Origin of the sequence: Allomuricauda ruestringensis DSM 13258 (genome assembly GCF_000224085.1) — a bacterium.
In the GTDB taxonomy this organism is placed as follows: domain Bacteria; phylum Bacteroidota; class Bacteroidia; order Flavobacteriales; family Flavobacteriaceae; genus Flagellimonas; species Flagellimonas ruestringensis.
Genome location: NC_015945.1, coordinates 2,822,025 through 2,844,886 on the forward strand (window position 1 = coordinate 2,822,025; position 22,862 = coordinate 2,844,886).

21 protein-coding genes are annotated in these 22,862 nt (G+C 44.6%); 19 read left to right on the forward strand and 2 right to left on the reverse strand.

Annotated features, from left to right (window positions below; translation table 11 throughout):
* Window positions 1–27 precede the first annotated feature (27 nt).
* The 8 genes from dinB (at window position 28) to MURRU_RS12715 (ending at window position 10,295) form a co-directional block, all read left to right on the forward strand.
* Window positions 28–1,242: a DNA polymerase IV gene (gene dinB / locus MURRU_RS12680; protein ID WP_014033869.1), complete on the forward strand. Its 1,215-nt coding sequence runs from the start codon at window positions 28–30 to the stop codon at window positions 1,240–1,242.
* Window positions 1,242–4,220 carry a DNA polymerase III subunit alpha gene (locus tag MURRU_RS12685; RefSeq protein ID WP_014033870.1) on the forward strand — a complete coding sequence of 993 codons (2,979 nt, stop codon included), beginning with the start codon at window positions 1,242–1,244 and terminating at the stop codon, window positions 4,218–4,220. Before dinB ends, MURRU_RS12685 begins: the two co-directional genes overlap by 1 nt.
* A 260-nt stretch (window positions 4,221–4,480) precedes the next feature.
* The gene (locus MURRU_RS12690) at window positions 4,481–5,155 is read left to right on the forward strand and encodes a hypothetical protein (protein WP_014033871.1); all 675 of its coding nucleotides are present in this window, start codon (window positions 4,481–4,483) and stop codon (window positions 5,153–5,155) included.
* A gap of 637 nt (window positions 5,156–5,792) precedes the next feature.
* Window positions 5,793–6,140 (forward strand): single-stranded DNA-binding protein, encoded by a 348-nt coding sequence (locus MURRU_RS12695; RefSeq protein ID WP_041802015.1) that lies wholly within the window; start codon window positions 5,793–5,795, stop codon window positions 6,138–6,140.
* A 67-nt stretch (window positions 6,141–6,207) separates the two neighbouring features.
* A complete protein-coding gene (locus MURRU_RS12700) occupies window positions 6,208–6,657 on the forward strand; it encodes a JAB domain-containing protein (RefSeq protein ID WP_014033873.1) in 450 nt (149 codons plus the stop codon).
* 421 nt (window positions 6,658–7,078) lie between these two features.
* Window positions 7,079–7,666 carry a BfmA/BtgA family mobilization protein gene (locus MURRU_RS17430; RefSeq protein ID WP_014033874.1) on the forward strand — a complete coding sequence of 196 codons (588 nt, stop codon included), beginning with the start codon at window positions 7,079–7,081 and terminating at the stop codon, window positions 7,664–7,666.
* Window positions 7,667–7,668: 2 nt separating this feature from the next.
* The gene (gene mobB, locus MURRU_RS12710) at window positions 7,669–8,688 is read left to right on the forward strand and encodes a MobB family relaxase (RefSeq protein ID WP_014033875.1); all 1,020 of its coding nucleotides are present in this window, start codon (window positions 7,669–7,671) and stop codon (window positions 8,686–8,688) included.
* A gap of 11 nt (window positions 8,689–8,699) precedes the next feature.
* Window positions 8,700–10,295: a type IV secretory system conjugative DNA transfer family protein gene (locus MURRU_RS12715; protein ID WP_014033876.1), complete on the forward strand. Its 1,596-nt coding sequence runs from the start codon at window positions 8,700–8,702 to the stop codon at window positions 10,293–10,295.
* A gap of 14 nt (window positions 10,296–10,309) precedes the next feature.
* Here MURRU_RS12715 and MURRU_RS12720 read toward each other — a convergent pair whose 3' ends face one another.
* Entirely contained in the window at window positions 10,310–11,080 is a 771-nt protein-coding gene (locus MURRU_RS12720) for a hypothetical protein (RefSeq protein ID WP_014033877.1), read from the reverse strand.
* Window positions 11,081–11,463: 383 nt separating this feature from the next.
* Between MURRU_RS12720 and MURRU_RS17960 the strand changes: the two genes are divergently transcribed.
* The 7 genes from MURRU_RS17960 to MURRU_RS12750 all read left to right on the forward strand — a co-directional run bounded on the left by MURRU_RS17960 (window position 11,464) and on the right by MURRU_RS12750 (window position 16,691).
* Window positions 11,464–11,640, forward strand: a complete 177-nt coding sequence (locus MURRU_RS17960; protein WP_014033878.1) for a hypothetical protein — start codon at window positions 11,464–11,466, stop codon at window positions 11,638–11,640.
* A gap of 74 nt (window positions 11,641–11,714) precedes the next feature.
* Window positions 11,715–13,658 (forward strand): ATP-binding protein, encoded by a 1,944-nt coding sequence (locus MURRU_RS12725; RefSeq protein ID WP_014033879.1) that lies wholly within the window; start codon window positions 11,715–11,717, stop codon window positions 13,656–13,658.
* A gap of 14 nt (window positions 13,659–13,672) precedes the next feature.
* Entirely contained in the window at window positions 13,673–14,338 is a 666-nt protein-coding gene (locus MURRU_RS12730; protein ID WP_014033880.1) for a helix-turn-helix domain-containing protein, read from the forward strand.
* Between the two features lie 103 nt (window positions 14,339–14,441).
* The gene (locus MURRU_RS12735) at window positions 14,442–14,825 is read left to right on the forward strand and encodes a PEGA domain-containing protein (protein WP_014033881.1); all 384 of its coding nucleotides are present in this window, start codon (window positions 14,442–14,444) and stop codon (window positions 14,823–14,825) included.
* Window positions 14,826–14,989: 164 nt separating this feature from the next.
* Window positions 14,990–15,139, forward strand: a complete 150-nt coding sequence (locus MURRU_RS17965; protein WP_187289850.1) for a hypothetical protein — start codon at window positions 14,990–14,992, stop codon at window positions 15,137–15,139.
* Window positions 15,140–15,424: 285 nt separating this feature from the next.
* Window positions 15,425–16,474 carry a type I restriction endonuclease gene (locus MURRU_RS12745; protein WP_014033884.1) on the forward strand — a complete coding sequence of 350 codons (1,050 nt, stop codon included), beginning with the start codon at window positions 15,425–15,427 and terminating at the stop codon, window positions 16,472–16,474.
* Window positions 16,464–16,691, forward strand: a complete 228-nt coding sequence (locus MURRU_RS12750) for a hypothetical protein (protein WP_014033885.1) — start codon at window positions 16,464–16,466, stop codon at window positions 16,689–16,691. The genes MURRU_RS12745 and MURRU_RS12750 overlap by 11 nt, the downstream gene beginning before the upstream one ends.
* A gap of 8 nt (window positions 16,692–16,699) precedes the next feature.
* On the opposite strand, the gene MURRU_RS12755 is transcribed toward MURRU_RS12750, so the two are convergent.
* Window positions 16,700–17,512 carry an endonuclease/exonuclease/phosphatase family protein gene (locus MURRU_RS12755; RefSeq protein WP_014033886.1) on the reverse strand — a complete coding sequence of 271 codons (813 nt, stop codon included), beginning with the start codon at window positions 17,510–17,512 and terminating at the stop codon, window positions 16,700–16,702.
* Between the two features lie 136 nt (window positions 17,513–17,648).
* Here MURRU_RS12755 and MURRU_RS12760 point away from each other — a divergent pair, with 136 nt between their 5' ends.
* The 4 genes from MURRU_RS12760 (at window position 17,649) to MURRU_RS12775 (ending at window position 22,854) form a co-directional block, all read left to right on the forward strand.
* Window positions 17,649–18,413, forward strand: coding sequence for a hypothetical protein (locus MURRU_RS12760; RefSeq protein ID WP_014033887.1), 765 nt, complete (start codon window positions 17,649–17,651; stop codon window positions 18,411–18,413).
* Window positions 18,414–18,485: 72 nt separating this feature from the next.
* A complete protein-coding gene (locus MURRU_RS12765; protein ID WP_014033888.1) occupies window positions 18,486–18,848 on the forward strand; it encodes a hypothetical protein in 363 nt (120 codons plus the stop codon).
* A 617-nt stretch (window positions 18,849–19,465) separates the two neighbouring features.
* Complete coding sequence (locus MURRU_RS12770) at window positions 19,466–21,679, forward strand: DNA cytosine methyltransferase (protein WP_014033889.1); 2,214 nt, start codon at window positions 19,466–19,468, stop codon at window positions 21,677–21,679.
* Window positions 21,676–22,854: an MvaI/BcnI family restriction endonuclease gene (locus MURRU_RS12775; protein WP_014033890.1), complete on the forward strand. Its 1,179-nt coding sequence runs from the start codon at window positions 21,676–21,678 to the stop codon at window positions 22,852–22,854. Before MURRU_RS12770 ends, MURRU_RS12775 begins: the two co-directional genes overlap by 4 nt.
* The last annotated feature ends 8 nt before the right edge of the window (window positions 22,855–22,862 follow it).

Here is a 22,862-nt window from a genome sequence, read left to right on the forward strand (position 1 = left end):
TTTATAGGAATAAATCCAATAAAGTTTATGAAACCCACCATTCTTCATCTCGATTTGGATACCTTCTTTGTCTCCTGTGAGCGGCTGCTGGACAGCCGTCTGATGAAGCGGCCCCTCTTGGTCGGTGGGTTGGGGGACCGTGGGGTGGTCGCGGCCTGTAGCTATGAGACCCGGCGTTTTGGGGTGCATTCGGGCATGTCCATGAAAGTGGCACGGAGACTGTGCCCAGAGGCCACAGTCATCAAGGGCAATGCAGGAACCTATATGAAGTTCTCGGACAACGTGACGGAAATCATCAAGGAGAGTGTTCCGGTCTTTGAAAAGGCCAGTGTGGATGAGTTCTATGCAGATCTCTCGGGAATGGACCGCTTCTTTGGCTGCTATAAGTATGCCTCGGAATTGCGACAACGGATCTTGAAGGAGACGGGATTGCCCATTTCCTTTGGACTCTCCCAGAACAAGGTGGTCTCCAAAGTGGCTACTGGGGAGGCCAAACCCAATAATCAGATGAAGATTGATCTGGGGCTGGAAAAGGAGTTCTTGGCCCCTTTGCATATCCGTAAACTGCCCTCAGTGGGGGAAAAGACCTATGGACTCCTTTCGAATATGGGGGTGACCACCATAAAGACCGTACAGGAACTGCCCTTGGAACTATTGGAAAGTGGTTTTGGACGGCACGGGCATACCATCTGGATGCGGGCCCAAGGACTGGACAATTCCCCCTTAGTCCCGTTCCATGAGCGGAAGTCCATATCCACGGAACGGACCTATGGCAAGGATACCACCGATATGGACAAACTGGAGACCACCTTGGCTGCCATGGGGGAGAACCTTGCCTACCAATTGCGCCGGGCCAACAGGATGACTGGCTGTGTCAGTGTGAAGATCCGGTACAGTGATTTTAAGACCTATACCAAACAAAAGCGAATTCCCTATACCTCTGCGGACCATGTGTTGGTACCCTTGGTGAAGGAGCTTTTTACCGCTTTGTATGATAGAAGGATGTTGATTCGATTGGTAGGGGTCAACTACAGCCATATTGTTGGGGGGCACTATCAGATCGACCTGTTTGCCGATGATGAAAAGCTGCTCAACCTCTATCAGGCCATGGACCGGGTAAGGAACCGCTTTGGGGAATCCAGTCTGATGCGGGCCTCGGCCATGGGAGCCCATAGTATTGGAAGGGGTGGGAACCCCTTTGATGGACAGCCACCCATCTTATTGGCCCATAGACAGCAATAATGTACCTTAACTGTCATACATACTATTCTTTGAACTATGGGGTGCTCTCCGAAACGGAGCTCTTGGACCTTGCCCGTTCCCATGGGGTGGAAGTGCTTGCCCTGACCGATATCAACAACAGTTCGGCAGGGATGAACTTTGTGCGCTCGGCCAATGAGCAGGGGATACGTCCCATTCTGGGGATTGATTTTCGGAATGGAAATGTGCAGGAGTTTGTGGGCCTGGCCCAGAACAACGAAGGGTTTCGGGAAGTCAATGCCTTTCTTTCCGAACACCTGCACAAGGGAACACCCATTCCGGCTGTGGCCCCTGCCTTTGAACATGTCCATGTCATCTATCCCTTCGAGAAGATCCAGGAAGAGGAACGGACGAATTTTATGGTCTATGAATATATTGGGGTCTCGGTGGAAGAACTCCGGAAATTACGGTTCTCCCGGTATCGGGATTATAAGGACAAATTAGTGTTGTTACAGCCCGTGAGTTTTCGGAACAAAAAAGATTTCAATACCCATCGCTTGCTTCGGGCCATAGGCTTGAACACACTGTTGAGCAAACTGCCCCAGTCCGAGGAGGCCAGACCCACCGATACCCTTCGGCCTATGGAGGAACTGAAAAAAGCTTTGGTTGATTTCCCCCATATCTGGGAGAACACACGCCGATTGATGGATTCCTGTTCCATTGCCTTTGGGTTTGGAAGTGAGCGGGTTTCCCAGAACCAGTCCCGTTTTTTGACGTCCAGAGCATTGGATGTGGAACGGTTGCGGGAACTGGCCTTGGATGGCTTGTCCAAGCGGTATGCCCATCTCACGGAAAAGGTCAAGGAGCGTATGTTCCGGGAGTTGAAGACCATCCAGGAACTGGATTTTGTGTCCTACTTTTTGATCAACCATGATATTGTCTCCTATGCCAAGTCAAAAGGTTATCCCTATGTGGGCAGGGGGAGTGGGGCCAACAGTCTGGTGGCCTACCTAATCGGAATCACCGATGTGGACCCTATTGAACTGGACCTGTATTTCGAACGGTTCATCAATCCCTTTCGGGCCTCGCCCCCGGATTTTGACATTGATTTTTCCACCTGGGACCGGGACGATGTCACGGCCTATATTTTTGAACGCTTCAAGCATGTGGCCCTATTGGGAACCTACAATACGTTTAAGTACCGGGCCGCCGTTCGGGAACTGGGCAAGGTGTTCGGTCTGCCCACCGAGGAAATCGACAAGCTCAGTGCGGGACGGTACGAACAGGGCACATTGGATGAACTGGCACGATTGGTCTTGAAATATGCCACCTATATCCATGGGATGCCGAATTATATCAGTGTGCATTCCTCGGGGATCTTGATCTTGGACCGCTCCGAGCATTGTTATTCAGCCACCACCTTACCACCCAAAGGGTTCCCTACGGTGCAGTTCGATATGATCATTGCCGAGGATGTGGGCCTGTTCAAATTTGATATCCTTGGCCAACGTGGATTGGCAAAGATCAAGGAAGCGGTGGAGGTGATCAAGGGCAACCAACCCCATGCCGTGCTTTGGGACATCAAGAGTGTGGAAGCGATGAAGCAGGATGCCAACATCAACCGGCTGTTGAGCCAGGGGAGGGCCATTGGGGCCTACTATGTGGAATCCCCGGCCATGCGGGGGCTGATGAAGAAACTACGGACCCATGACTACTTGGGACTGGTGGCGGCCAGTTCCGTGATCCGTCCTGGGGTATCTTCATCTGGGATGAAGGATGAGTACATCCGTAGGGAACGGGAGCCGGAACGCCGCAAGGAGGCCAATCCCATCCTGTTGGAGATCATGCCGGAGACCCATGGAATCATGGTCTACCAAGAGGATGTGCTCAAAGTGGCACACCTCTTTGCAGGACTGGACCTTGGGGAGGCCGATGTGCTGCGGCGGGGGATGAGCGGAAAGTTCCGTTCCCGGGAGGAGTTCCAGGCTGTGAAACTCAAGTTTTTTGAAAACTGTAAGCAGAGGGGGCATGATGCTGCCTTGACCCAAATGGTATGGGAACAGATCGAGAGTTTTGCAGGCTATGCCTTTGCCAAGGGGCATTCCGCTTCCTATGCCGTGGAAAGCTACCAGAGCCTGTACCTGAAATGTTATTTTCCCTTGGAGTTCATGGTGGCCGTGCTCAACAATGGGGGAGGGTTCTATGATACGGAACTTTATGTCCATGAGACCCAAATGTGGGGCGGGGTCATCCATCCTCCTTGTATCAACCGCAGTGACCACGTCAATGCCATCTATGGCAGGAACATCTATCTGGGGCTGGGGCAGCTGAAAAGCTTGGAACGTCTTATCATCCAACGTATCCTCAACGAAAGGCAGCTCCATGGCAAGTTCAGGGATTTTGATGATTTCATCGACCGGGTCCCCATTTCCATCGAACAGTTGACGATCTTGGTACGTATCGATGCCTTTCGGGGCTTTGGCGTGCCCAAGAAGCAAGTGCTTTGGCAGGCCGTGTTCAAGACCAAGGCCCATCGAAAGGATACCATTCAGAAGTTGCTCTTTAGACCCAACCATAGGCATTTTACCTTGCCCGACCTGCCGTCCCATCCCATTGAGGATGCCTATGACCAATTGGAACTCTTGGGATTCCCGCTGTGTGGGTACTATGCGTTGATGGATGCAACAATTAAGAGCCGGTTGACTGCCGGTGATTTTGAAACCCATATCAACCAAAAGATTTGGATCTATGGCTCCATGGTGCATACCCGTTTGAACACTACATCCAAAGGGGATACCATGCGCTTTACCACCATGCTCGATCTGGAGGGACAGTTTTTTGACTGTGTGCATTTTCCGCAATCCATGGCATCCACACCCATTCAAGGAAAGGGCATTTATCTGTGCCACGGCACCGTGACCGAAGAATTTGGGCATTATAGTCTGGAAGTGGTCAGAACCATAAAACAGCCCTTGAAACCCGATCCGAGGCAAGTCAAAACAGTTTCCTTGGCCAAATGACCCATCCCTTGCACCACAACATATGGGATAAACCTTTATTCATAGTATAGCCGGGTTTCCACAGTGCCATTTCCAATCCATTTATAGTGTGTCAAACAATGCCATACAGTGACCAAATGGACACTTGGAGGGTTTCTAGGCAAACCTACGGCCCGCACCGATATACCATTTCGCCATGCTCATGGCTTAATCGGTCTGGGCGGCCCGTGTGCCGATTGCATGAAACTTCCAAGCATGTAACCATTTAAAAACTGTATATCATGGCAAATCATTGTTACAACACCATTACCATTACTGGAACCGATGCCGAGTTGGAAACCCTCCATACGCTGCTTACCAAGGAAAAGGACCATATCGATTTTGAGCACGTCCTAAAGCGCGAGATTCCCTTTAAGGATATCTACAAGGTCGTTGGCACCAAATGGTTCACTCCCGACATTGATTTTAGGGACGGGGAATTGAAACTCTATGGCGATAGTGCATGGTCACCGCCCGTACCTTTTTTCGAAACCCTTGTCGGGACCTACCCATCCTTGAAAGTGGCCATGCGTTTTGAAGAACCGGGGATGGGCTTCGGGGGAGAACTGGAAATCAACAGTGACGGGACCAATATCATATTCGGGGGCACGTACTGGCAGTATATGGTCTACCTGGATTATGAGAGTTTTTACCAAAATGCCATCTCGGAATTGCAATCCTGTTTGGAGGATGGTTACATCTCTACGGAAACCCAACTGATGGAACAGGATATTTTCAGGTGGGTCTACAAGGAGGACCGCCCCAAGCTTCTCAAGAAACTATGGGAACTTACAGGTTTGAAACTTTATACCGTCACATTTGAGGAAAATCCTCATATCGAGGAACGGGTTTTTGCTACCTCTATCGATGACCTGAAACAAAAAAGTCCCAAGGCGGTCATCAAGGAGGACAACTGATAGAAAGGACATTACCACGAAAGAGACTTCCGGTACTTTAGTGTATTGGGAGTTTTTTTGTTTGAACAAGAAGGTACTGGCCAAATACGGAAGGTCAACTGCACGGGCTTCCTAACGTCCTTCCTGGCAAACCCTTCTTGGGGCTTTGCCACGGAACTCCTGAACCCCGCTTGTTGCCCACAAATTTTAAGGGGTCTGTAATAAAAGAAGCCCTGGTTGTTTTTCGGTGCATCGAAAAACAGGGCAGTGCCCAAAGACTTCCAATCAGGACCCCATCGCCTGCACTCGCTTAACTTCCCGTACGCTCCCTGGTCAATGGGTCTGAAGGAATTCCTAAGGGCCCTTATCGAACCTGTCAAGGCCAAGGCAGGTTTTGCTCATAAATAGGGTATCCATTTCCTTGAAAACCGATCCGGCCATTAAAATGACCAAAGGTTTTCTACGTCACGGAACCTCCCGATTTCATCCCAAAAGCCTTGACAGAACCCCCTTCTTCTATTGTGCTGCGCACGTAAGAAGCAAACAAACGCCCCTTAAAATTTGGGAAACAATGACCAAAGAAAATGGGGGGAATTTATTAACCAGTCTGCCCTTATATCAAATGGATGTAGAAGGGAGGCACTTAAAGCTTTTTATCATGAGTACATTGAGAAACAAAGTACAACTTATTGGAAATGTGGGACAAGATCCCGTAATCACTGATTTAGACGGCGGCAAACGTGTGGCACGCCTGACCTTGGCCACCAACGAACATTACAAGAACAAACAAGGGGAGCGTGTCACCAATACCGAATGGCATACCCTGATCGGTTGGGGCAAGCTGGCCGATATCATTGAGGGCTTCGTGACCAAGGGCAAGGAGATTGCCATCGAAGGGAAATTGACCTCCCGTTCCTATGAGGACAAGGAAGGGAACAAACGCTATGTGACCGAAGTGGTGTTGAGTGAGATCTTATTGTTGGGTGGAACTACCAACGAAGAGTAGCAACCATGGGGTGCCCGGGCGTAAAACTTGGGTACTCCATTCTTTTTTCAATTTTAAAACGACCACAATGGAACATAAAGTCAAAGAACTACAAATCAGTTACCGAGAGAAATCGAATACACTTGATTCCACTCCGGTAACCAACTCAGCGGAAGTGGCCCAACTGCTATACCAGAATTGGGATGCCGATACCATCGGACTTCATGAAACCTTTATGATTGTTTTGCTCAACCAAGCCAATCACGTCAAGGGAATCCATGCGCTTTCCAAAGGAGGTATTACGGGAACAATGGTGGATATTAGGGTTCTTTTTGCCATAGTGCTAAAGTCGTTGTCCGTTAAGCTGATTTTAGCCCATAACCACCCGACAGGGGTATTGGTGGCCAGTGAATCGGATAGAATGATAACCCAGAAAATCAAAGAAGGTGCTAAACTCTTGGATGTACAGGTATTGGACCATATCATTCTCGCACCCGATGGTAGATACCATAGTTTTGCCGATAAGGGCGAGCTGTAAGGGAGGGCATGCCCATTAAGATTTTCTGAACATGGATGACAATTGGAACCAAATGAACCCAATCATTATGATTGGGTTTTTCTATGTTCAATGGCTTAATTTTCCTATTTTTAAATCGTTGCTAAATAGCACTTAAAATGTACGGCAATTCGATTTGACTTTCCTAAAGTCCGTACACTTCGATTTGACTTTTAGATAAAATGCAACTGGTTTTTAGGCCATGTTGTGCGCATCATTTTTGTCCCTACGGGACAGAAAGGAGGAGCAAGAGGATAGCGTGCTCGCGCAGCGCTACCGACCATAGTTGCTTCGCAAGGCCCTGTTCATAGGGGTTTTGAGGTGATGTTGAAAAACAGGGTGTTCGATTTTTGGTGAAAAAACCCGATCAGCCCAGTAAAAACGGGAAATTTTTGGTGAAAAAATGGATAAAGGATACGAAAAAGAACGGTTTGCAGCCATGAAGATCAAAATCTCGGTGGCCCTAAAATTCAGGAGTTTTTCCAAGCGGCAAGGGAAGTCCCAATCCCTCACCTTGTTGGCCATGGTGGAATTCTTTGACCACAATGGCATCTCCCCGGACGAGCGGATGCACGAGACCATTGCAAGTCTCAAATACCTGATCAAAAGACGCTTCAATGTCATGGTCGCCATTATGCGCAGTATCGAAAAGGAACAGACCTTGCCCACGGTCAGTATGATCCAGGCACTCTTTCAGCAAGAACTGGAGTCCGATGGAGAGGAGGGATGGGAAGGGGACTTCGATTTTTTCGAACAGCAGCTGACCGAAAAGAAAATACCTTCCAATCCCGAACTCTTGGATACGGAAACCACGGTTCCCAAGATCCTGCACGAACATCTGAAGGAGCAAATGGAGGAATTGAAGCGGGACTTTGGGTATGTCCTGGACCATCTAAGCTTGGTGAAAAACCGCCTTGGGAAGGATTACCTCAAATTGGACCTTGATCCTGAGGCCATTGAAAAGTACCGACAAAAAATCAAAAACCTATAAATATGTATATCGCCATTACACCTCAACAACTGGGGAACAACCATCGGGGCAGTGCCGGGGACTTTGTCAAGTATCTGGAAAAGGAGAACGAGGGGAAATCCCCGGAAGACCGGGAACTGTTTTTCAACCAGAGGGAAAACGACATCGAGGCCGAAAGGGTCATCGCCGAGATCGATACCAACACCGGCAAACTGTCCAAGCGAGACCCCAAGTTCTATTCCATTATGGTCAGCCCTTCCCAGGCAGAATTGAAGCATATCGGGGATGATCCCGAAAAACTGAAACAGTACACCCGTGAACTCATGAAGCGCTACGCTGCTTCCTTTTACCGAGACAATGAGGTGACGGTAAAAGATGTGCTGTATTTCGCAAAACTGGAACGGGAACGGACCTACTCCGAGAAAGATAAAGCGGTCAAGGAAAACCAGGTCTATGCCAGTAAGATATTGGAACTGCATCACCAGGTCAGAGCTGTTCATAGGGGAGAAGCACAAGGGGATATCGCAAAGCTCGAAGAGCGAATCCAAGCCTTGGAACGGGAAGCACCGCATAAGCTGAACGGCAGACGTATTGTTCCCGGGATGGCCAAGGAAGGTAAGCAGAGCCATATCCATATCATCGTCAGCCGAAAAGATGTCACGAATTCCCATAGTCTTTCCCCGGGATCCAAGTTCCGGACCTCTGAAACCATCCTCAATGGGGAAAAAGTAAAACAGGGCTTTGATCGGGATAAATTCTATCGGGCTGCTGAAAAAACATTCGACACGAAGTTTGGCTATCGAAGGAACTTTGTGGAGACCTACCATGCCCGTAATCTATTGGATAAGGACCCCAAACGCTTCTTTGCGACACTCTTGGGACTTCCCGTCAATGAAAAGCAGGCCGCCAAGGAGTTGTTGTTCAAGGCAGGGGTCAAGGTGCCGAGCATACCGACCAACACCGCACAGTTGGCCTACAAGGCCTTGATGCAATTAAAAAAGGGTATCGGAAAGGCCATGGAATCTGGATCGATAGGAATTTAAACTTTTCAATTATGGAAGAAATAGAAGCAATGTACAGTCTATGGTCAGTACTACTGGGAGGAGGGATATCGGTCGTGTTCAATAGGTATGTAAAATACGGGTATGTGTATTTTGTTGGAATCCTTGTAATTGCGGTTTTGACCACAGCCTGGGCACAACATTGGGATGATTTTTTAAAAGGGTCCTTGACCCTTTGGCTCCCCTTGTTTTTTGTGCATACCGTGATCTATGGCCTGGTGGATTACCATAGGGACGCTCCCAAAAAATCCAAAGTTTTCGAGGTGAAACTAAAAGTCCGTGGAAGACCTTTGGTCTTGGGGAATATTCGAAGGGGCGTTTCCGTGATGGCCTCGGCAGGAAGTGGAAAGACCGAAAGTATCATCTATGGGTTGCTGCAACATTTTCGAAAGCAAAGGTTTTCCGGGATCATCCACGATTACAAGGATTTTGAGATCACGGAAATGGCCTATCCGCTATGGAAGGACAAAAAGGTGCCTTTTCGGATCGTGTCCTTTGGCCCCATATACCATCGGGTCAATCCCATTGCCCCTAAATACCTGCCCGATGAGGAAAGCGTGCACGAGGTGTCACGGGTACTGTTGGAAAACCTCATGGAGCATAGGGACTCGGGTGAGAACAGTACTTCCCGCTTCTTTAAGGATGCCGCTGAGGGTCTGGTCAGTGGGCTTATTTGGCGATTAAAAACGGATTATCCCCAATACTGTACCTTGCCCCATCTGATGGCCCTTTACCAACAGTTGGCCACCAAAAGCCTGATCAAGTTTTTACGGGGGAACATCACCTCTCGTGCCATGGCCGATGCCTTTATCAGTGGAATGGGTTCCGATCGGCAGACGGCAGGGGTCCTCAGTACCCTGGCCAATGCCATTAAAAAGATTGCTACACGAAAGATTTTTATGGTCCTCTCCAAGGATGAGATTCCCTTGGATATCAATACGGAAAAACACCCGTCCATTATTTGCTTGGTGAACAATCCGCAAAAGGATGCTTCCTTGTCCCCAGTAATCGCCACGATTATTCACACGATCTCGAAACAGATGAGCCAACGCAACCGTAAACCCTCCTTTATGTTGTTGGAAGAGGCCTCTACCTTACGGTTGTTGAACATGCACCGGATACCGGCGACCTTGAGGAGCTATGATATCGTGAGTGTTTATGTGCTACAGGATAAGATCCAAAATGATATGATGTATGGCGAGAAGGCGAGCAAGGCGATACTTTCCAATCTATCCTATCAGTTCTTTGGAAAGGTCAACGACCCGGATACGGCACGGTATTACGAGCGTTTTTTTGAACTGGTCAAAATACCAACTAGGAGTGTGAGCAAGAGTTCGGGACTGAACCTGGAACGACGGATCACGGAAGGGGAAAAGGAAGTATCCAAAAGGCGTGCCGAGGTGTTCTTTCGGTTGAAAGAGGGGGAGTTTGTGGTGTTTGCAGATGGGAAGGATCGGAAGGTTCGGTTTCCGAGGCCTGAGATTCCCAAAGGCTTGCCCGATCCGTTGGAGGTTACGGAGGAAGCGTTGGAACAGCATTACTTGAAGGTGCACCGGGAGATCAGTTCGATTTTTAAGGGTTTGCAATAATCTTGACGAAAAGTTCAATTTTCCTTTAAAAAAGAACCCGGTCTATTAATATGAGGTGGTACATATTTTTCAATGATATACTCTGTAATCTCATCTAAAGTCTTTCCAGTGGTTGGGTGAAGCCCTGGAGCTGTGAAGTATTCAATTTCATCATCTTTATTTTTGGTGTACCAAATTAGGGGCTGGTTGGTTTGATCAGAAAAAAATTGGGTGGCCATATTCACCTCTACTTTTTTGAAATTTTTCATTTTTTTGGAATCCAAAGGATCAATGGAAGTACCATATGTGGACAATGGTCCTTTATCACAGGAAATGGGAACATATACAGAGTCTGCCCAAGTCATGCATTTTTCATTATTGACCGCATTTTTCGATTCGTTTACGGGCCATATATTATAAACCATGATCAATAAAATTATTCCAATCACGACGAGTATGGTAGACTTGAGTCTTGTCGCTGAAGTTGGCTCCGAAACGGTATCTGTTGGTGGCTTTTCTTGTTCTTCGGTTTTGCCCTCATTTTTTATGAAACCCACATAATTTTCAAAACCTAAATATTGACAAAAAAGGTCAATGCTCTCTGCATTACGTTCACTTACCGTCGTGTCCTTTATGATATGGCGGTCATACGCCCTTTCCAAGGTGCGATAGCTGATATATCCGTGATTTTCCTGGATTTGATTTGCGATATGTTTGGAAAGGGCACTTTTCTTCTGGGAAACACACTCGGTTTTGGCCTTGGCAAAAACCTTTTGAACGATTTCACCGATTCTGTTGTCATCCATAATAGGTAAAAGTACAAATTTAGAATAGACCGTTTTGTGATTTTGTACTCTGGACCCCTTGAATTCATTGGTGTCCAAAAGATGTCCAATACAAGTCTATTCTTTGTCCGCAATCTTGATCAACACTTCAATTTACTTTGTTGCAGAAAATGGATTCCGCTATGTGTTGCTGACATAGCCGTTCTAGAAAATTCATTTTTATGGGATGCTGCAATGTGACCTGTATAGGGTTCATTGGAAAGTAACCTAAAGGGTCACATGCAGTTTCCACTTTCCAACCATAGCAAAGGAGTACTCCAAAACTCGTAGGGTGGCTGTAAAACTCCATCGCTCCGGAAAATCCGGACAGCCCCCTCTTTGTTAAATCTTAAAATTTCATAAAAATGAAAAAAGTGTTTTGGGCCTTGATGGCCGTTGTTTTGAATATGTTTCTGTTCTCTTGTTCCACTACGGATACGGCTGAGATTGAGAGCGAATATGATATGGTCGCGACCGAAGGTGATGACCAAGATCCGACCCCACCACCACCTCCACCACCCCCCGGAGAAGGTGATCAGTAAGAATAATTTCATTAATTTGAGCCATGTCTGGAAATCGGACATGGCTTTTTTAATGAACCACAACTTCTTTATTCTTGAAACGGTACCCATTCCTTATCATATTGACGATTTTAGTTTCCTGTGTACCATCCGATAAAGGTGGGACAAGGGTTGTTTCGGATAAAAACGACAGTATAAACATCTACTATACTCGCTCCATTGGTAAGGATGTTTCATTGGAAGAAAAAAGGGAAAGTATAGACAGGGCCCTTTTCTTGGCCAGAGATCTGGAAGCGGATTCCATCTTGGGCAAGTTGATGTACAAAAAAAGTTCCTTGCTCTTTCAAGCTGGGGACTACGATAGCTTGGTGGCTTACCATGACAGTTTTATCACAATGCGATCCCAATTTGATAACCCTAGAATAAGGGCGTCCCAGTACTACCTAATGGGCTATTATTATGATCGGGTCCGGTCTGATTATAGCAAGGTATTTGAAAATTACAGTGCAGCCAAAAGCCAGTTCGAATTGGCAAAAGACAGCAGCTGGACAGGGAAGTGCTTATTGTTTATGGGGGTTATCCAGAAGAACCAAAATGATTTTTTCGGAAGCAAGGAAACCGTGACCGAGGCCCTGCAATTTTTGAGGGAATCTCATGACAGTACTGAAATTGTCCAATGTTATGGGCTCTTGGCTACTAACCATAGGAAGTTATTAAATTTCGAGGATGCCATATTCTATTATTCCAAGGCCATTAAAAATAGCAATTCTAAGGATGATAGGGTTGCATTTGAAAACAATTTGGCAGCCACCTATATTGATGATGGAAGATATGAAGAGGCCATAGTACTTTTAGATAAGATTATGGGAAATACAGCTTTGGATTCCACTCCTGTGGTTTATGCAAGGATATTGGATAATTTGTCCTATGCCCAATGGCTATCCGTGAATAGGGACGTTGAAGAAGCTTTGCAAAAAGCCCTACAATTTAGAAAGGTGAAAAATGATATACGAGGGCAAATAGCCAGCTATACTCATTTAGGGGAATATTTTATGGAAAAACGGCCCCAAGTGTCCCGTGCTTATCTGGACACTGTAATCCAATTGGCACAAAGAATCAAAGTACCAAGGGCGGAGACCGATGCATTGAAGTTCCTGATGCAGATAAGTCCCGAAAATGTAAAACTCCGTGACCGCTACATATTTTTGATCGATAGTCTTGATGCTAAAGAAACGATGGTCAAGACCCAATTCGCCAAATACAAATACGACGACAAGCTGAAGCAAGAATCCATCTTGAGATTGGAAAAAGAAAATGCGGAACAAGCCTTGTTGGCCACCGAGGAACGCAGTAAGAAAACCATGTCCTACCTAGGTTCCATAGTCTTATTGTTGGGCCTGAGCTTTGCCATTTATTTTTTTGGTCAACGTACCAAACGTTTAAAAGAGCGAAACAAACTCGCCAAGTTGGAGGCTACCCTCGAAACGGAAGCTGATATGTCCCGACGGCTCCATGATGATTTTGGAGCGGGCCTCAACCAGACCATGCTGATGGTACAGGGGGATATGGATCGGTCAAAGATCTTAGATCGCTTGGATGGACTCTATAACCAAAGCAGGAATTTTTCCAGGGAGGTCAATGAGGTGAGCACGGGAGGCCTATTTAAGGCTGAGTTTTTGGAAATGCTACGTTTTCGAACCCCAAATGAGGCGAACCTTTTTGTTACCGGTGTCAAGGATATTGATTGGGGTGAAATGGCCCCTTTATCGCAAAAAGTGCTCTTCAAGGTGATACAGGAACTGATGATCAATATGGGCAAACATAGTAAGGCAAATGTGGTCACCATTGGATTCAAACATACCGGAAAAACCATAGTGGTGAAGTATTCCGATAATGGTGTAGGGGCATCCAAGGAAGAACTAAATGCCAAAAATGGTCTTCGGAATACGGAAAAGCGTATTCAGGCCATTGGAGGAACCGTTATTTTTGATTCCGGTAAGGGTGAGGGCTTTACGGCCCATATCACGATTCCGTTTTAATAAAAAAAACCACTATGTTCAAAAAAGTATTGATTGCCGAGGATTTTCAGGATACCAATCAGGGGATTTCTGAAATGTTGCGGGATACATTGCATATTCCTGTGCTACAGGATGAACTCTATTGTGATAAGGCATACAACCGTTTAAAATATGCTGCAACCAAAAATGAACCTTTTGAATTATTGATCACCGACCTGTTTTTTAAACGTGACCATGTACAACGGAAGCTTACTTCGGGACTTCAACTGATAGGGGCCGCTAGGGCCCTTCAGCCCAACTTAAAGGTCATCGTGAATTCCATGGAGGACAACCCGGTCACGGTCAATGCACTTTTCAAGGAAGAAAAGATCAACGGTTATGTATGCAAGGGACGCCACGGGCTTACCGAATTGGTCAATGCTGTTCAGGAAGTCTATCATAACCGTACCTATGTGTCCCCTGGCATCGACTTGAATGTTTCCAATAACGTATTTGAACTCGAAGAGTTCGACCTGATGATTCTGCAAAGTTTGGCGGGAGGACTTACCAAAAAGGAGATTTCGGAAAAGTTCAAAAAGGAGCATATCACCCCTAACAGCGAAAGTACTATAGACAAAAGGGTCAGTAAAATGTTCGATGAATTCGGGGCCAAGAACACCAATCATTTGATCGCAAAAATGATCCGGGAGGAAAAGATCTGATTTATAGTTTGTTAGTGAACCTTTGAATTTCCCTTGCAGATATCTGTAAGGGATTTTTTTGTTTTAAGGCTAGGTTTGACCAACATATAGAATCAATACAATTATGAGAAAAACCATCATTCTAAGCATTTCGTTATTAATTGTCGCATCCCTGAGTTTTAGTAGTTGTGCCACCTTGTTCGGAAAAAAGAGCCATGCATTGGCCGTAGGTTCGGATCCCGCAGGTGCTGAGGTGTATGTCAATGGATTTAAAATGGGCACTACGCCCGTTGAGCTCAACCTGAAGGCTGATAAGAGTTATACCATTGAATACAGGAAGGAAGGTTATCAGAATGTAACCCGCATCGTTAACACAAGGGTGGGGGCCGGTTGGATAGTGCTGGATGTACTTGGAGGACTAATTCCCATTGTTGTGGATGCAGCTACCGGAAATTGGAACAAACTCGATCAAGATGCCGTCAATGCCGTATTGGAAGAGCAACAGTAGTAGCCAAAAATCCATAACACTGACCATTTTTGTTCACTTTAAAAGAGTGGTGTACTAACGTTCACCAAAAATTTTTTGGACCACATTGATGTCCCTTACAGATTTCTGTAAGGGATTAATTTTTTATAGGGGTAGGTTTGAAAATATAATCAATAATGATCGATATGGCAGTAAAACATATTCCAACAGGAGAAGTACACAAAGGATACAAGGGAGGAATTACAGATTGTGGATTTGATACAAGGGCAAAGCCAGACCATTGGGAAGAAAGCGTTGAGAAAATTACATGCGATAAAAAAGGATGTAAAAATTAGCTATTGGTAAAATGGGGTCGTTTTTAATTTCATATGATTTGTATGTTCCAATTCGAAATCATCAACTATTGGTTGAAGAAATACAAAGAATTGGAAACTGTAGGCAATGTTTGGATTCGTTGTGGGTGGTAAAATCCAATGAAACCTGTGGTTTAATAAAGGAGCGGCTCACCAAACATATCGATAGGGACGATAAACTCCTTGTCGTTGGATTAAAACCCCACTGGGCCGTACATAATCTGAGTAAGGACTGTACCGATTGGCTATCTAAAAAAATATAAGAACATGGAACTTCAGAACCAACTTAAGGCTTTGGCCGAAAAAGTCATCAAGCTCAAAGAGCAAATCGATACCGAGGAATCCACCAAACATGCCTTTGTGTTGCCATTTATCAACTTGTTGGGGTATGATACCTTCAACCCTACCGAGGTAGTGCCTGAATTTACCGCAGACCTGGGATTGAAAAAGGGGGAGAAGGTGGATTATGCAATCTTTCAGCATGATGTTCCCATCATCATTATCGAATGTAAAAACTGGAAAGAAAAGTTGAATGCCCATAATTCCCAATTGTTCCGGTATTTCCATACCACGAAAACCCGATTTGCACTGCTGACCAATGGTATCGAGTATCAATTTTTTACCGATTTGGAATCGGCCAATAAAATGGACGAAAAGCCCTTTTTGGAATTTGATATTACCCAATTAAAGGAGAATGTGGTCAACGAGATAGCTAAGTTCCACAAGACCAACTTTAATGTGGATGAGATTGTGGACAATGCCAGCTCACTGAAGTATACCAAGGAAATTAAAAAACTTATAGGCGAAGAGCTGCAAGCGCCAACTTATGATTTTGTCAGGCTTTTCGCATCACGGATCTATACTGGCCGGCTTACCGAAAAGGTAATGGGGGAATTCACCGATTTGGTAAGCAAGGCCTTTATCCAGACCATTAGCGAAAAGGTGAACGATCGTTTGAATTCAGCGCTTCATAAGGAAGCGGAAAAACAACAGGAAGAGGACAAAGAGCCGGAAAAAGTGAGCAAAGTCGATACCACAGAGGAAGAGATGGACGGGTATCGCATTGTGGTGGCCATTTTGCGCAGAAAACTCTCGGTCGATCGTATCGTGCATAGAGATACCCAGTCCTATTTTGGTATCTTGTTGGACGATAACAACCGAAAACCCCTCTGCCGTTTACATCTCAATGGGGGCAATAAATACTTGGGTACCTTTGATCAACATAAGGAGGAGACCCGGCATCCGATTGAAACGGTGGACGATATTTATCAGTTTGAAGAACTTTTATTGCAAACCGTGGATTACTATGAGGATTAGGATTTTTTTGCTCCCGGTACTTTTTATAGTGCTCTGTGCTTATGGTATGCCTTCCAATAATGATACCATGGTCTATGTATGCATGGGAAAGGGAAGCAAAAAGTACCACTATCGTAAAGACTGCAGGGGCCTTTCCAATTGTTCCACCAAGATCTATGAGGTCACTTTGGCCAAGGCCAAGGATATGGGGCGGGCCCTTTGTGGTTGGGAGGATTGAAGCTTTTTCTAGTTCATCCTAAATTTTATAAATACCGGCAAATGATCGGATAGCTTTCGAGCCTTTTCCAATTCATCACAGTAGCGTACAAAATCTATGACCTTTCCTTCCAATTTTTGAATATTTTTAGAATAAAAAATATTGTCAATGGGGTGGTTGAGATAATCAGTTCGTTCACAGCTCCATTTCAAAGTGGTCTTTTGGTTGGTGATGGCCGTTTGGTACCCCGATTTTTTCAAGGAATTGAAAACGGGCATCTTTTCATCAACATTAAAATCCCCGGCAATGATCAAAGGGGTTTTCAGGGAATCGGTAACATATGTTGAGAGGGCCCGAATCTCACTTTCTGGGTCTTTGTTATAGGGCCTGGAATGAAAATTGACCACGGTGAACGGTTTTCCCTCGATATAGAAGTGTAGTAAAAATGGCTCCCGGTCAATTTGGGTTGCCAATTCGGAAATGAGCCACCCCCTGTTCTTGATCTTGATTCTGCTGGTCTTCCAAATAAAGGCATAACGCTCGGAAACATATTTGGGGCTGTTGGTGGGGTCACTGATGACATAGTCCCATTTGCTCCCTTTTCGATTGAGGATGTCCGAAAGCTTGGCCACCGCTTGTGCTCCGCCATAGCCTGCTACCACTTCTTGGATGGCCAAAATATCGGTATCCCTAACGATTTCTGCAATTTGATTGAGTTCTTCCGTGTTTTTGGTTCTGCCAAAGTCTTTGATGTTCCAGGAAACCAAACTGATCTCATCGCTTTGGGAAAATGCAAGGAAATGGAAGAAAATCAGTACTACTAACGCCAGTCTTCGTATCATGGGGTTGTTTGGTTCAGTGGTTTAAAATTAACAAAATTAAATCACGGGGTTTACGGGAAACTGTAAAGCAATGTGGATGGGACAGTGTAATTTTGGACTACCTAAAGATTTTTGAAAATTATAAAACCAAAGTCCCATGAAAAATTTTAAGCTACCACTAGCTTGTGCTATCGTTTCCTTATTAAATGTTGCCTGTAGTGAGGAATCCGTTACCGATGAATTTGAAGATGCCAATGGAAATGTGGAGGAGAAGTTAATCCGCAGTGTTTCGTACATCTCCCCGGAAAAGCCGGAAGATAATACAACGATCGGTTTCTCCTATAATAATGATGGTAGTTTGAATACGGTCTCCGATGGGACCGATACGAGCATCTTTTTGTATGAGAACAGTGAATTGAAAACGATTACCGGCTCCAATGATAACCTTGATACGGAAGAATTATATCAGTCTCCCTATGATGCCTTTGACATAGGTCAGGTGGTTTCCTTTGATGATAATGGAAATCCAGAAGTGATTGAGTTTTTTGAAGAAGAATGGGATGAAGGGTATGGGGATTATATCGCTAAAGTGTATACCGCAAACTTAGAGTACGACGATGCTCCTAATCCTTTTTATTATACAATGAAATCTGGGGGATTGATAGCTATGCTGGACAATGTACAACTCAACTTTTCAATGACCCCACAATCTTCTGAAATTGTGCAGGCCAGATTGTTGTTTCCGGTAAACAACCTTTCACAGATCATATATAAGAATGAGGAGGGAGAGACAGTGTATTCCATTAATGCAAACTTTGATTATGACGAAGATAATTATCCGACTTCCGCGGATATCACTGCGGTTTCTGTAATGGATTCTGATCAAGGAGTGGTGTCATTGACTTTCACCTATATGGAGTAGGAAACAGGTCGCGATTATTTTACAAAATATGCAAAGGATTTTTTGGGTAGGGGTAATATCAATGTTTGACGTATGAAAAAAATAGTATTAAGTATAATCGTATTGCTGTGCTTCAAGGGTTTGAAGGCCCAGACCTGTGAGGAGATGATGGATTTCGTGAAGTCGGAGAGCTATGGCAGTACTTTCTATAGCTACGATAGTGATGCCATTTCTAAGGTTACCTTCTACAGTGTATATATGGATTATAAAACGTACTATTTTGCAATCGTATGTTTTAAAAGAAAATACGCCTACCAATGTTCGGAATATATTTATCAAGTTGCCTCGAACACCAAAATGTACTATTCCATGAATTATATGGAAAGTGCAGGTAAGGCGTTCTGGGAATATATACAACCCTATAATAAAAATTTGGGATGCGCTCCAGATTTTTAATGATAAAACATATACACTAGATTAGTCCAATACGTGTAACATTTGCGCACTTTGTAAAAGAGAAATAGGGATTTGATAAGGGGAGTGCTGGTACATGTTATAAAAAGGATGGAATTCTTGAAATAGCGGGTTCATTGCCACACCACGCTGTCTTTATCAGCCGTCTGTGCCCCCATCACCCGCAAGGTGCTGGCCCATCCTTGACCGCGGTGTGGCAACTATATGGTAAATTTACGGAAAAGGATCGGGGTCCATCGATGTTTCACGATGGTAAAAGGACTTTTTTACTCTGAACTACTGGATGATGGGCAATTTGTTTTTCTATCGTAAAAGCCTATTTACTATACATGTGATAACAGTATTGTGGAAGTTTATGGGAGGCGTATAAAACAAAAGACACACCCTGGGACGCTGTTCTTACGGTGTAGCGTGGTGTGTACTATTAGTGCAAAATTACTATTCTTATTTCATATTTCACTTCAAATTTTTGGAGTTTATTGTTTTTAAGATGTTAAACAATTGTTCTCAAAAAAATATGGAAGTTCAAAACAAAAATTGGAAATTCCCATTGGTGTCCGTAGATTTGTCCGTGTCCGTAAAAACGTCCGCAACCTATCATGGCAACATTTAACTTCTATCTCGACAAGACCGACAAAAAAGGTTTTTCCCCTATCCATCTGAGGATCAATTGTAATTCCGAACAGGTAAAGATCTCTACCAAGGAGAAAATCAGACCGAAAGAATTTGATAAGGAGACCCAATCCGTGATCGACACGGCAGAGAGGGCAATTGAGATCAATCATTATTTGGGATATTTGAGGGATAGGGCAGAAGAACTTTTCAACAACTCCCCCAAGAAAAATTATACAGATAAGGAAATAAAGGACAAACTCTCTGATTATGTCAATGCCTATAAAGAGGGCCATGATGTCAATATTGTAAGGGAACCCAGCTTCCCAAAGGGAGAGGCATTTACCTTTGTAGACCTGTTCGCCGGTGCGGGGGGATTCAGCGAGGGTTTTTTACAGGCAGAGAGCAAAAACAAGTATTTTGAATTTTTGTTGGCCAATGACATCAATGAAAATTCGGAATTGACCCATTTGGTGCGGTACAATTATCAATTGGGCCTGGATGCCGAATTTTTGTGCCAAGACATCACAGAACCTGATTTTTTGGACAACTTGCTGACCAAACTCAAAGGAAAGCAGGTGGATGTGGTCTGTGGGGGACCTCCATGCCAAAGTTTTAGTCTGGCGGGAAAACGTAAAAAGTTCGATAAGAAGGACGATCTCTTTGCCCATTATCTGGAGGTCATCAAAGTATTGCAGCCCAAATACTTTGTGATGGAGAACGTAAAGGGGATTCTGACCAAGGAACGGGGAAAGATCAAGGAATTGATATTGGCGGAAATCAATTCAATAGTGGACATAAATGAAGTTCCCCGACTGTCAACCTTTATTACGGCGTTGAAGAAAAGCAACCCAGAGGAAAACTTCATTTTGGACTGTCTGGTCAAGCGCATTGAAATCGAACGGTTCACGGATGCCAAGGCGGAAATGGAGAAAGAAAGTTATATAAGGAACGTTGACGCCAGATTTAAAAAATTGACTCCCAATATTGTCGATTACAAAACAAGCAAGACAGATACCCGAATCAGTACCATCAGACACGGTTTCAATATACTGATACGGAACAAGGAATGGGAAAAGCTTAAAAGGGACATCATACGGGAAAAGGATTTCTGCAACATCGACAATGATGCATTTGTGGATACCTTCACCCAATTCCTGACGCATCTTGATTCGCAAGAAATCATTGACAAGATCGAACAGGCCTTCAAAGAATTAAAAGTAGAGAAGAAATTCCGGAAACAATGCGAGGATATTATCCATGCTTTGAAGATCTATATCCTTAACATCGATGACTGTCTATCCATTATCAAGACGTTTTGCAACAAACGACAAAACAATGAGCTTCAAAAGATAATCGATGATATCAGACTGTACAGGATCGAAGCACCATTTGTGGCCAACTCCTCAAATTATGGGGTGCCGCAGAATAGGGAACGTGTACTCTTCATTGGTTGTAGAAAGGACCAGAAGTTTATATCTGAAATACCTGCCACCGTTACCGAGCAGGAGAAAGTATCGGTATTTGAGGCCTTGTACGATCTGGATTTTATCGGCAACAACCAAGAGGCTCACCATTATCATCTTGTCGATATCTCAAAACAGTACAATGGTACTGCCAAAAAGATGAAAGGCTTATTAAAACATCGATCAATTGATGGAAAACCTTTGGTCAAAAAGGGTAAGACCTTTGCCGAGTGGAGCAAGTCTGGCCGCCTCAATGGTAGGTTTACCAACGCCACAAAGCCCTTTTATGTCAAGAATTCGGAGGCATTGGATAATAATCAAAAAGATTATGCCGTGCTGCACAACCACAAGACCAGCAATCAAGGGGAAGATGTCATCAAACGTTTGGATATCATCCTAAAGGAAGGGGATTACAAGAAAGCACAGGTAAAACTGAACCAATATGGTCTGGCTTCAAACAAGCGAAACTATAATGTATTGAAACCTGAATCCCAGAGCCCCACGGTAATGACCATCCCGGATGATTATATCCACTATAATACCCCAAGGGCGCTTACCGTCCGAGAAATGGCCCGTTTGCAATCCTTCGATGACTCCTTTGTGTTTCAGGGGAAGCGCTCCACTGGTGGAAACAATCGCAAATCGGAACTGCCCCAATATACTTTGGTCGGGAATGCGGTTCCCCCTTTGATGGCACGGGCAGTGGCGATGGAAATCTTAAAGAATATCAAGTGAGAAAACTTTCCGACGCCGAACAGAATAAGATAAAGGTCTTAACAAAATACCAAGTCCCATTTACCTTAATAGAGCCGACTGAAACAGGGTTGAAAAAATCCATTATGGATGCCACCGGTGCGGTGCGCAGCTTTTTGGAAGAGGAGAATATCCATAATTATGAATCACAACTGCAAGGACCGAAGAATAAAGTACTGATGCCAGCCGTGATATATGAGGGGTTAAAGATTATAAAGTCTACAGCTTCTCTTTACCGCCCTTTAACAAAAAATGGTGATCCCAGAATCTGGTTCTACGGGCTGTCCAATTTTGCAGACCCCAATGATATTGTTGCCATCATCTATTATGATAATAGTTTTCAGGTCTTTAACCTGACAAAAATGGATGTGGAAGGACTCATAAGCTCTTCCATCGGAAATCCGCTTCAGGAATTGATACTTGAAATCAACACTACGGAAAATGAAGTGGCCCTTGAGCTTTTGGCTATACTGCGAAAACTGGCAAGTAAAGGTCCGATACCCTCCATGGTGGATGCGGACACCTCAGTGGGCAGGACGCTGGAAACAGCATTGGGAATCGATATCAATTCATCCAAACAACCGGACTACAAAGGAATTGAACTCAAATCTTTTCGTGGTAAAAGAAACAATAGGAAAAACCTTTTTGCACAAGTGCCCAATTGGACATTGAGCAAGTTCAAGAGCTCCCAAGACATTTTGGATGCATTTGGTTATGATCGCGGAGATGATTTTAAACTATACTGTACCGTCTCGGCAATAACACAAAACTCCCAAGGCCTGAGCCTTAAATTGGATTCGGACATCGACCAATTGATTGAGAATTCCAACAATCCTGGTATTGGTGATTTTGTGGTGTGGACCTTGGACAAGCTTCATAATCGATTAAGGGAAAAGCACAAAGAGACTTTTTGGGTGGAAGCAGATAGTATCCATAAGGATGGGAAGGAACATTTTCAGTACAAATTGGTGGAACATACCAAAAAGCCCATCACCTCACAATTTGATCTATTGATTGATCAAGGAATAATCACTTTAGATCATTTGATCAAGCGAAATTCCAAAGGAAAGGTTGTTGAAAAAGGTCCATTGTTTAAGATAAGACCCAAGGGAATTGAGCTGCTTTTTCCACCTAGTGAGACATATGCCTTAATTTAAATAGGCAG